General features: G+C 42.4%; 9 protein-coding genes and 2 pseudogenes. 7 read left to right on the top strand and 4 right to left on the bottom strand.

Features of this window, described 5'->3' with window-relative positions:
• A pseudogene (locus VF675_RS06420) lies at positions 1-204 on the top strand (PIN domain-containing protein); the annotation flags it as partial.
• A gap of 52 nt (positions 205-256) precedes the next feature.
• Here VF675_RS06420 and VF675_RS06415 read toward each other — a convergent pair.
• Positions 257-628, bottom strand: a pseudogene (locus VF675_RS06415) (endonuclease domain-containing protein); the annotation flags it as partial.
• 150 nt (positions 629-778) lie between these two features.
• On the opposite strand from VF675_RS06415, the gene VF675_RS06410 reads away from it, so the two are divergent.
• Positions 779-1,456: a YetF domain-containing protein gene (locus tag VF675_RS06410; RefSeq protein WP_440204956.1), complete on the top strand. Its 678-nt coding sequence runs from the start codon at positions 779-781 to the stop codon at positions 1,454-1,456.
• 270 nt (positions 1,457-1,726) lie between these two features.
• Here VF675_RS06410 and VF675_RS06405 read toward each other — a convergent pair whose 3' ends face one another.
• Positions 1,727-3,010, bottom strand: a complete 1,284-nt coding sequence (locus tag VF675_RS06405) for an MFS transporter (protein ID WP_440204955.1) — start codon at positions 3,008-3,010, stop codon at positions 1,727-1,729.
• 227 nt (positions 3,011-3,237) lie between these two features.
• Here VF675_RS06405 and VF675_RS06400 point away from each other — a divergent pair, with 227 nt between their 5' ends.
• The 5 genes from VF675_RS06400 (at position 3,238) to putP (ending at position 8,064) form a co-directional block, all read left to right on the top strand.
• The gene (locus tag VF675_RS06400) at positions 3,238-3,891 is read left to right on the top strand and encodes a 1-acyl-sn-glycerol-3-phosphate acyltransferase (protein ID WP_440204954.1); all 654 of its coding nucleotides are present in this window, start codon (positions 3,238-3,240) and stop codon (positions 3,889-3,891) included.
• 62 nt (positions 3,892-3,953) lie between these two features.
• Positions 3,954-4,871, top strand: coding sequence for a patatin-like phospholipase family protein (locus tag VF675_RS06395; RefSeq protein WP_440204953.1), 918 nt, complete (start codon positions 3,954-3,956; stop codon positions 4,869-4,871).
• 136 nt (positions 4,872-5,007) lie between these two features.
• Positions 5,008-5,493, top strand: a complete 486-nt coding sequence (locus VF675_RS06390; RefSeq protein WP_019837036.1) for an NfeD family protein — start codon at positions 5,008-5,010, stop codon at positions 5,491-5,493.
• Between the two features lies 1 nt (position 5,494).
• Positions 5,495-6,352 carry an SPFH domain-containing protein gene (locus tag VF675_RS06385; protein WP_004972306.1) on the top strand — a complete coding sequence of 286 codons (858 nt, stop codon included), beginning with the start codon at positions 5,495-5,497 and terminating at the stop codon, positions 6,350-6,352.
• 221 nt (positions 6,353-6,573) lie between these two features.
• Positions 6,574-8,064 carry a sodium/proline symporter PutP gene (gene putP, locus VF675_RS06380; RefSeq protein WP_004972313.1) on the top strand — a complete coding sequence of 497 codons (1,491 nt, stop codon included), beginning with the start codon at positions 6,574-6,576 and terminating at the stop codon, positions 8,062-8,064.
• A gap of 99 nt (positions 8,065-8,163) precedes the next feature.
• Here the strand turns inward: putP and bfmS are convergent, their stop codons facing one another.
• Positions 8,164-9,831, bottom strand: coding sequence for a sensor histidine kinase BfmS (gene bfmS, locus VF675_RS06375; protein ID WP_440204952.1), 1,668 nt, complete (start codon positions 9,829-9,831; stop codon positions 8,164-8,166).
• Between the two features lie 62 nt (positions 9,832-9,893).
• Positions 9,894-10,610, bottom strand: coding sequence for a response regulator transcription factor BfmR (gene bfmR, locus VF675_RS06370; protein WP_096902057.1), 717 nt, complete (start codon positions 10,608-10,610; stop codon positions 9,894-9,896).
• Positions 10,611-10,637 lie beyond the last annotated feature (27 nt).

Raw genomic sequence — 10,637 nt, 5'->3', positions numbered from 1 at the left:
GATTGGAACGATCATGTATTTGAAGCTTCGGAAACCCGTTTACTTCATGTTTCCGGTATTGTTTCAATCAAATTTGATACAACATCATTAAATTTAAGTGAAATTTCTCAACTAGATGAAGATGAATTTGATGACTACTTCCATGATGTTTATCGAGAAGCTGAATTAAATATCGAATCTATTGAAGAAATTGTATCTACCTAACTCTATCATCCCAACCCTCTCCTTTTAGGAGATAAACAGCACTGCTGCGCAAGGGAGAGGTCTGCTTTAATTTAGTACACACCCGCCACAAATCCTCCAACACCGCATCCGTCAGCCCCAACACCTCATGATTCCAATACCTCACAACGGTTAAACCCAAAGCCTCTAAAAACTTGGTTCGTTCCGCATCATATTCTTTTCCCTCATCTGTTCCATGCTTACTACCATCCAACTCAATCACCAAACCAATTTCATGACAGTAAAAATCTAGAATATAAGACTCAATCACCTGCTGACGACTAAATTTGAGCGCCATAAAGCGTTTGGCACGAAGTCGCTGCCACAGCAAATTTTCAGCATCCGTAGCAGCATGACGCATAGATTTGGCAAATTGTAATAGTTGTGAATTCATCTTCTGATTCATTATTTTTTGTATTTATAGTTTTTAGCCATCATAACAAATTTTTATTTTCCTAAACCACTCAAATAATTGCAGTTCTTTACTCAAAACCACTATTTTACCCACTCAATTTAAGCATAGTATCAAGCATCAAAATAACAAAATAGATAATCTATGGATTGGTTTACCATCTTTATTCACGATACTACATGGGCATATGTTGCCGAATTAATGATTCGGTCAGCACTCATGTTTAGCATGATTATTATATTTTTGCGCCTCACAGGAAAACGCGGAGTACGCCAGCTTTCTATTTTTGAATTGGCCATTATTTTATCGCTCGGTTCTATTGCGGGCGACCCTATGTTCACTGAAGATTTACCCTTGGTACATGCCTTGGTGGTGATGACAGTGGTGATTGGGATGTATCGCCTGACCACATGGCTCATGATGAAATACCAACCCTTTGAAGATTTGATTGAAGGTAAATCGCTATATATTGTAGAAGATGGTGAATTGGTCTTAGAAAAAATTAAGTACGGTAAAATGTCGCATGATGAATTCTTTGCCGAAATGCGCCAACAAGGCGTGGAGCATTTAGGGCAAGTACGTGTTGGCTTACTAGAAAGTGATGGAAAATTCAGCATGTTGTTTTTTCATGGCGATGCCACACGCTATGGTTTACCCTTATTTCCTAAAGCTTGCCAACTCGCGTACCGCATAGTTCCACACACTTATTATGCCTGCATGTATTGCGGGCATGTCCGTTTACTTAAACATGCCAATGAAGTCTGCCCGCGTTGTAATCACCAACAATGGACACTGGCAATCAATACTGCATATCGCAGCTAGAATATGTTGATTTTAGCTGCAACACACCTCTATGCGACTTAAACTGTCGCAGGATTGTCATAATTTAAAGTTATACTGCCTGCGCTGCCGAAGTGAAGCACTGAAAGCGCAAATAATAATTTTTGGAAATACAAAAAAGAGATCGGTATTTGCTTCAATGTGGATACCTTTTATACTCCAGCGACTCTTTAAGGGTCGCTTTTATTTTTTCCACTCAATGACTTTTTAACGTGGTTCAAGCCTATTATTCTGCATTGATGATCTACCTTCTTATTCAAGTGCTGATGATTGAACGCTTTTCGCAAGCTTTGCCCATTTCCAGATCGGTACAAGGCAAAAAATCGCAACAATACAAATCAACAATAAGTAATTCGCATAGCCTAAAGCATCGCCCAACATTCCACTCAGGGTATAGAGTACCCCGCTCACAGTCGCCATAATCGCAACCTGAAATGTAAAGTCGGTCCCTGCGTATTGTTTACGGCTGTACTGCATAATCAAGGTCAGCATCACCACAAGTAACATGGCAGAGCACAAATCTTCTGCAGCATTAATGCTATAAATCAGCCAGTGTGCAACATCAACTTGCTGTTCATACAATTCAGCCAAATAAGCATAGGCCACTAAACTCAAAATTTTAAGCACAGAAAAAATGATGAGGGCATGCGCTCTAGACCACCATTTCAGCATCAACCCTGCGATGCCTGCACCTAACAAAGCGGCCATTGCCCCCAACATGGTCACGTAAATGCCAATTTGAGAAAAGCTTAAGCCTAAATCCACCATTAAAGGTTTTAATAAGGGACCAGCCAAACCATCGGCAATTTTAAAGCTGAGTAACACCCACAGCCATGCGTACAGTACGGGCGTTTCCACAAAATAGCGCAGATATTCACGAATCGCAGCAAGGCGTGTGTGAAATGACATTTTGCTTTGAGCTTGAACAATCACTTGTTTAGCCGCATGTCGTGGCTCTTTAAACATTAAAATTGGTAAGGTATTTAAAAACACCAATGCCGCTAAAATCAGAAAGGTTTTTTGCCAATCTAGCCAATCCAATGCCCACAGCATTGCTCCACCACCCACAATAAAGCCTAGTCGTGAACCAACCACCTGAAAAGTATTGCCCCAATGTTGCTGTTTGGCTTGTAAAATATTGACCGCCAAACCATCGGTGGCAATATCTTGAGTTGCACCGACCAAATTCATGCTGAGCAAAGCTACAAAAAACACCCACAAATAGATAGGGTGATTTAAGGACTCAATCGGTAAAAAGGACAGCCCAATCAGCACCAAAACACTCAGCCACTGGCACGGCAAAATCCAGCTACGATAATGCCCAAAATATGAATGTCCAAAGCGATCCACCAAAGGTGCCCAAAACACTTTGATTGACCATGGCAGCATTAACAAACCGAAACCGCCAATATGTGCCAAAGACACACCTTGCGCACGTAAAATCACAGGCAAGGCATGGGTCATAAAACCAACAGGCAAGCCCTGCGCCCAATACAGAGAAAATAACAACAAATAAGTTTGGCGCAAATTGGGCATAGCATCTCAATTTAGATATGGGCAAAAGATCAAAAAAACGCAGTACTACACTAAAATTTTGAATAATGGATTGTTATTTTTCATCACTTTCACATTCAGATTTCGACTATTTTGCCAATGAATCAGTCAAAGCGAAAGTCTAATATCTTGAATAGATTTAGATTCATGCGTCATGATATTGGATCTTTCTTGTTGTTAATCACGCACGTCAGGATGACATCGCATTCATGAAACTCAGCAATCCTTTTGCACGCAGTGCACGGCAATTTCCACAGTTACCCGACCAAGTGCCACAACGTGGAACAGCCAGTAGTCGTGCTTTATTTAAAAATATCTTTTTGGCGCAAGGCTGGCAAATGGTGGGCGAATTTCCTAACTTGCCCAAAGCAGTTGCGATTATTTCTCCGCATACGTCAAATATTGATGCGTGGCATGGTTTTACTGCCCTACTCGGTTTAGGTCTTCAAATTACTATTTTTGGTAAGCACACTTTATTTGAAACCCCGCTCAAGCCATTTTTAAACTGGATTGGGGTGATTCCTGTGGTACGACATTCTCCACAAGGTCATACCCAAGATATTATTGAGATTGTACGAAAAAAAGAAAAAATCTGGATTGGTATGGCGCCCGAAGGTACCCGCAAACAAGCCGAAAATATTCGCAGTGGCTTTTATCATATTGCCTACGGTGCCAATATTCCAATTGTAATGTTCTCTTTTGATTATGCACATAAAACCATCCATATTTTGGGCGTGTTCGTTCCTACAGGTAATTATGCTCAAGATTTAGAGGCAATTTATGCGCACTATAACGGCAAATTTTCGGCTAAAAATCCACATTGGTTGGCGAAACCGTTACAAAAGCTTTTGAAAAAGGGCTAGTCAAAGTTTGTATTTTTTGTTCAGATGGGCGCAATATTCTTTGATCTAAATTTAGACTCGATATGCAACTGATTCGTTATTCTTTAGTGGGCGTACTTGCTCTAACTTTGGCTGGCTGCGACAAAACAACAAAAACACCGCCAAGCACCACCCCCATCCAAGCACGTGAGCCTGTGATTGCACTGGCTTTAGGTGGCGGCGGTGCCAAAGGCTTTGCACATATTGGCGTCATTAAAGTTTTAGAATCTCACGGGATTAAACCCAAAATTGTCACAGGCACCAGTGCAGGCAGCTTTGTCGGCAGTTTATATGCCAGCGGCAAAAGTCCTTATCAGCTCCAACATATTGCCCTAACCTTTAAAGAATCCGACATTCGTGATTTAACCTTAAACCGTCAGGGTTTTATTGCAGGTCAAAAGTTACAAGACTTCGTCAATCAACACGTGGCGAATAAACCGATTGAGAAATTTCCAATTCGTTTCGCTGCCGTTGCCACACGTTTAGATAATGGACGTAAAGCCGACTTTATTAAAGGTAATGCAGGTCAAGCTGTGCGCGCCTCTTGCAGTATTCCGAATGTTTTTGTGCCTGCCACCATTGGCGGAACGCAATATGTGGATGGCGGCTTGGTCAGCCCGATTCCCGTACAGACGGCTAAAGCCATGGGTGCCGATTTAGTCATTGCGGTGGATATTTCTGCACGTCCAACAGGCAATCAACCTGTCAGCATGTGGGGCTTACTCGATCAAACTTTAAATATTATGGGGCAGCAAAGTATCAATCAGGAATTGGCGCAGGCCAATATCGTGATTCAACCAAAAGTTGGACATATTGGCACACTGGATTTAAAAGCCAGTAACCAAACCATTTTAGAAGGTGAAAAAGCTGCGCAATTACAAATCAAAGCAATTCAGCAAGCCATCACTCACTTTAAAAAATCACCTGCCGCGCTGAAACCTGCACCGCGTCCGAAATTTTAAGATTCAGTGATTTTTTTTATATGGCGTATTCATAAACTTATTGATCTGTTAAAGTGATGAGAGCGCATCTTTTTAAGCCGATGCGTTTCTCTAAGCAACTAGAATCAACCAATCGTAAAAATACGCGAGTAGATGTATGGAATTCGTTCTTGAACCTTGGCACTGGTTTGTACTAGGCGTTTTATTAATGCTTTCAGAACTGCTCTTGCCTGCGTTTGCCGCTTTATGGTTTGGCATTGGGGCAATCATGGTCGGTATTTTATACTGGATGTTCCCCATGATGGGCACGACTACCCAATTGGTGATGTGGATTATCTTGTCGGTACTGTGTACCTTGGCGTGGTTTAAGTTTATCAAACCCTTATCTACCGATAAAACTAAAGCAGGTTTATCACGCGAAGCCACCATTGGACAAATTGGCATGGTCATTCAAACCAACTTGGAACATGATCAAATTAAAGTCCGATTCCCCATGCCTGTGTTGGGTTCAGACGAATGGAACTGCCGCACCACGAGCCCAGTACAAGTGGGAGATCGGATTCGCGTGATTGATATTTTGGGTAATGATTTGGTGGTGCAGCCGCATCACAGCGCACATGACAACGAAAAAGTGAGAAATTAAAATGTCTGGTGGATCTATTATTGTTTTAGCGATTTTAGCCTTTGTTGGAATTACCATTTTTAAAGGCGTGCGAATTGTTCCGCAAGGTTATAAGTGGATTGTGCAACGTCTGGGTAAATACCACACCACGCTTGCACCGGGACTTAACTTCGTCATTCCTTATGTCGATGAAGTGGCCTATAAAGTCACCACCAAAGATATTGTATTAGATATTCCATCTCAGGAAGTCATTACCCGTGACAACGCAGTTCTGCTCATGAATGCGGTAGCGTACATTAATCTCACGACTCCTGAAAAAGCAGTGTATGGTATTGAAAACTATACTTGGGCGATTCAAAACCTTGTTCAAACCTCATTGCGTTCTATTGTGGGTGAAATGGATTTGGATGATGCCTTGTCTTCGCGCGATCACATCAAAGCCAAACTCAAAGCAGCCATTTCTGATGATATTTCAGACTGGGGAATTACCCTTAAAACTGTAGAAATTCAGGATATTAAACCATCGCATACCATGCAGGCAGCTATGGAAGAACAAGCTGCAGCAGAACGTCAGCGTCGTGCTACCGTAACCAAAGCCGATGGTGAAAAACAAGCGGCTATTTTAGAAGCCGATGGTCGTTTGGAAGCTTCACGTCGTGATGCAGAAGCGCAAGTTGTATTGGCAGAATCTTCTCAACGTGCCATTGAAATGGTCAGCTCTGCGGTAGGTGATAAAGAAATTCCTGTGGCGTACTTATTGGGTGAGCAATATGTAAAAGCCATGCAAGATATGGCGAAATCCAACAATGCCAAAACTGTGGTCTTACCTGCAGATGTCCTGAATACCATTCGTGGTGTTATGGGTCGCAATAATCCATAAGCAAATCAGATAAACATCAAGATGATAGGCAGCTTTCAAGCTGCCTATTTTATGCCCATTCAGAAAAAAATCTGAAATATTTTTTAATGTATGGTTAAATTTCGCGTTTCTTGATGAAATCAGCACCGCAGATGAGATGTCTGCACTCACCAAATTGAGTGACTCACATCTAGCAGCGGTCTGTATTTTAGTCGACTGTCCAAAACCCAAATGGATACTGTATGAGCGCACTCAACCCCACCATTATTACTTTCCTGTTTTATATTGTCGCCATGATTGTCATTGGTTTATTGGCTTATCGCGCGACTCGAAATTTCTCGGACTACATTTTAGGTGGTCGTCGTCTTGGCAGTTTTGTCACTGCACTTTCTGCAGGCGCATCCGATATGAGTGGCTGGTTGCTGATGGGCCTACCCGGTGCCATTTATCTTTCAGGTTTGTCTGAAATGTGGATTGCCGTTGGTCTGATTATTGGCGCATGGCTAAACTGGCTTTTGGTGGCAGGTCGTTTACGAGTACACACCGAAGTACAGCACAATGCACTGACTTTGCCTGATTATTTTTCTAACCGTTTTAATGATCAAAGAAAAATTTTAAGGATTGTATCTGCCTGCGTAATTCTAATTTTCTTTGCGATTTATTGTGCTTCGGGCATGGTTGCAGGTGCGCGCTTATTTGAAAGTATGTTTGATCTGCCTTATAGCACTGCATTGTGGATTAGTGCTATTGCCACCATCAGCTATGTGTTTATTGGTGGTTTCTTGGCAGTCAGCTGGACGGACACCATTCAGGCTGGCTTGATGATTTTTGCGCTCTTGCTGACCCCTATCATTACCCTACTCAGCTTTTCTGACCTAAGCCAAGTCACACTTGCTTTAGAAGCGGCTCGTCCGCAGGCGCTGAATTTAGTCAGTGATTTAAGCTGGGTCGCGATCATTTCCCTCATGGCATGGGGCTTAGGCTATTTTGGACAGCCGCATATTTTAGTGCGTTTTATGGCGGTTGATTCAGTCAAGTCTATTCCGAATGCACGTCGTATTGGCATGACATGGATGACACTATGTTTAGGCGGTGCGGTGGCTGCGGGCTTTTTTGGTATCGCCTACTTCCAGCAACATCCTGAACTGGCAGGTGTGGTCAATGCCAACCCTGAAACAGTATTTATGGAACTGACCAAAATCCTGTTTAATCCGTGGGTGGCAGGTGTGGTACTGGCTGCAATTTTAGCTGCTGTGATGAGTACCCTAAGCTGTCAACTTTTGGTCTGTTCAAGTACTTTAACCGAAGATTTTTACAAATCGTTCCTGCGTAAAAATGCCTCACAAAATGAATTGGTGTGGGTCGGACGCGGCATGGTACTCATGATTGCGCTGCTTGCTATTTGGATGGCGGGTAATCCTGAATCCAAAGTTTTGGGATTGGTTTCTTATGCTTGGGCAGGCTTCGGTGCAGCATTTGGCCCACTGATTATTCTGTCTTTATTCTGGAAACGCATGACTTTAAACGGTGCATTGGCGGGGATGGTTGTCGGCGCACTTATGGTTATTCTCTGGAAAAACCTTTGGGCAGATACAGGTATTTATGAAATTATTCCAGGCTTTGTTTGTTCTTGGATTGCGATTGTCGTAGTGAGTTTATTGGGCAAAGCGCCAAGTCATGAAGTGACAGACCGTTTTGAACAGGCCGATCAGCTATATAAAGAATCGCACTAAGTTATAGATTGATCTGCATAGAGATAAAAAAGCGATAAAAAACCAGTGCCTTGAACTGCACTGGTTTTTATGTCTGAGAAAAGTTTTAGTACACTCAAATCAAGTCAATGAATCTGTAGTTTTCTCTTTCTCTGCTGCGACTTTTTTTCTTGCCTTACTAAACCGTTTGGCAGGCCAAACCATCATAAAACGTGCACCACCCAAGTTCGGACTCTGATCGACTTCAATTTTGCCACCAAACCAATAAGCAATGCGGCTTACAATAGACAAACCTAAACCATAACCACCTGAAGCACGGGTGCGGCTGTCATCTAAACGAGCAAAGGCTTCAAATACACGTTCTCGGTCTTGTTCGGGAATCCCCGGCCCATCATCTTCCACACAAACATAGGCCATGCCTTGTTCGTTAATACCGCCACTGATCAAGACTTTATGGTCACAGTAACGGACTGCATTGCCCACCAAGTTCTGTACCACACGGTGCAAGTAACGGCGTTCAGCTTCCACTTCCAAAGTCACAGGTGGGGCAAGCAATTGAATATCTTTTTGGGTTTTCAATGCTTCTGTTTCCGTAGCCACCTGCTCTAGCACTTCAACCAAAACGATCTTTTCAATTTCTAAAGATGGCATGCCCTGTTCAAGTTTGGCATAGGTCATGATCTCATCAATCAAGGTGTTTAAAGCCTCAATATCTTTATCAATCATTTCGACTTGCTGTAAGCGATATTCGTAATCATCTTCTTCTGCCAGCATTTCCATACCAAAACGAATACGTGCCACAGGCGTGCGCAGCTCATGCGATACAGCGCGCATCAGTTCACGCTGCGCTTCAATCAAACGCTGAATATGGTCAGACATGCTGTTATAGCTAGATGCCAAACTTGCCATTTCATCTGTGCCATCTACAGGCAAACGCATGTTTAAATCGCCCGATTTAGTACGGTTTAAGGCATAGTTCACTTGGCGAATCTTACGCTGCATAGGCAAGATCAGACCATAAACCCCCAAGCTCAACATAAACATACTGAGCAAGGTAATGCCTGCTGCCAACTGGAATGGCATCCAGTTAAATAACGGCACAGGCCCTAAAACCAAGACTTCTGAGGGTGAATTTGGCATCGGTGACACAATCGAGATGGTTGTACCACGCACGGTGGCATTGTCACGATATAAAATAATGCTGTGATCGAGTCTTAAACGCCCAATCTGTTCAGAATCGAGTGGCAGTTCCTGAATATTTTTAATATTGACTGGATAAGAAAAGTGCTGCTGAATTTTGGCTAGATATTCTTTTTCCTGACCTGGGTAATACACCAAATAATCTAAAACAAAAATCGGCAAAGCTTTCATTTGCCGTTCTGTAATTTTATCTGCCTTGAAATATAAATAATGATTTGGATCATCTTTCATACCCAAAATAATATAGGCAATCATATTTTCGGCATTATAGCGCACAGCCGCTTTACGTTCTTTAATCCGTCTAAGCTCTGCGCGCGACAAATCTACTTTGTCTGCCTGCACATAGTAGATGGGCAATTCCAGCAAATCGGATGCATCAGAAATCCAGTCTTTCTTTTGCTGTTCGTTTTGCTGTCGTGCAATCCCTTCACTAATAATATAAGCCATACCATCAGTTAAAGACTCACGATATTCTTGCGCACGCTGATAGTTGATGATTTGCACCAATAAGTACGCCAAAATGGCAACTACTGCAACTAAGATCACCAATCCTGCATATATGCGCAAGAATATACTGTGTTTAAGCACAAAACCCGTCCTATGTGACTTATTTTATATTTGAGTCAGTATTTGACTCAGAAAAAAGCGTATTACATGCCGTTGGTTTCTTTAACGAACAAATAACCTTTACTGCGCACAGTTTTAATACGTTTTGGATTTTCAGGATCATCGCCAATTTTTGGACGAATACGTGAAATACGCACGTCAATTGAACGGTCTTGACCATCATATTCAATACCACGCAGACGCTCAAAAATATCTTCACGAGATAAAATACGCCCTGCATTTGAAGCCAATAACCATAACAAGTCATATTCTGCGCTGGTGAAATCAACCAGTTCACCATTTAAAGTCACAGAACGACCACCGTTATCAATCACTAAATCATCAAATTCAATGCGCTGTGCGACTTCATCTTCAGTCACTTTGTCGGTACGGCGTAATAAAGCACGAATACGCGCCAACAATACGCGCGGCTGCACAGGTTTTGCAACATAGTCATCTGCACCCATTTCCAGACCTAGCACCTGATCCATATCTTCAGTACGCGCAGTCAGCATTAAAATCGGTTGATGATAATGTGGACGAACTTCACGACAAATGGTTAAACCATCGGCACCTGGTAACATCACATCAAGCACCACAAGGTCGGGCTGCTCGGCAATAATACGGCGAATCGCGCGGTTGCCATCTGGTTCTACCCCAACTTCCAAACCATTGCGAATTAAGTATTCCTGCGTAAGTCGTGCAAGGCGTTCATCATCTTCAACAATTAAAATTTTTGGTAACTTTTCTTCTTGACTCATAACCTGTCCCTTTATTGGATTCGACCT

Source organism: Acinetobacter sp. Lyrl_1 (assembly GCF_051948795.1).
Classification (GTDB): domain Bacteria; phylum Pseudomonadota; class Gammaproteobacteria; order Pseudomonadales; family Moraxellaceae; genus Acinetobacter; species Acinetobacter towneri.
This window is presented reverse-complemented; position numbering and strand designations above follow the sequence as displayed.